This window comes from Streptomyces hilarionis, from assembly GCF_024539675.1.
Lineage (GTDB): Bacteria > Actinomycetota > Actinomycetes > Streptomycetales > Streptomycetaceae > Streptomyces > Streptomyces hilarionis.
Genome location: NZ_JAHHIT010000860.1, coordinates 1 through 244, shown reverse-complemented (window position 1 = coordinate 244; position 244 = coordinate 1). Strand labels below are relative to the sequence as shown.

The 244-nt window shown below is 54.1% G+C and carries 1 protein-coding gene; it reads right to left on the bottom strand.

What is annotated here, in order from left to right:
- Nucleotides 1–212 (bottom strand): hypothetical protein (locus KMS84_RS44830; protein WP_256921661.1); only part of this gene is annotated, 212 nt, incomplete at its 3' end.
- Nucleotides 213–244: the final 32 nt, after the last annotated feature.

Sequence of the window (244 nt, the reverse complement as noted above, 5' to 3'; positions counted from 1 at the left end):
GACAAGCCTCGCAGTACAAGGTTTGCTGCCTTGTAGAGCGAGTCGGCCATCGCTTCATGTGTCTCGCCAGCTTCATCCGCAGCGGAGTTACCAGTAACCAGCGCCAATGCACGATCCATGAGTCCAGGCACGCCGGAGCGAAAGCGATTGCGGACCAACGAGATATAGATCTCGTTGACGTAGAAACCTCTGTTCTCATAGCGCTTGCGCAACCGGGCATTGAAATACTTGGAGAACCAAGTAC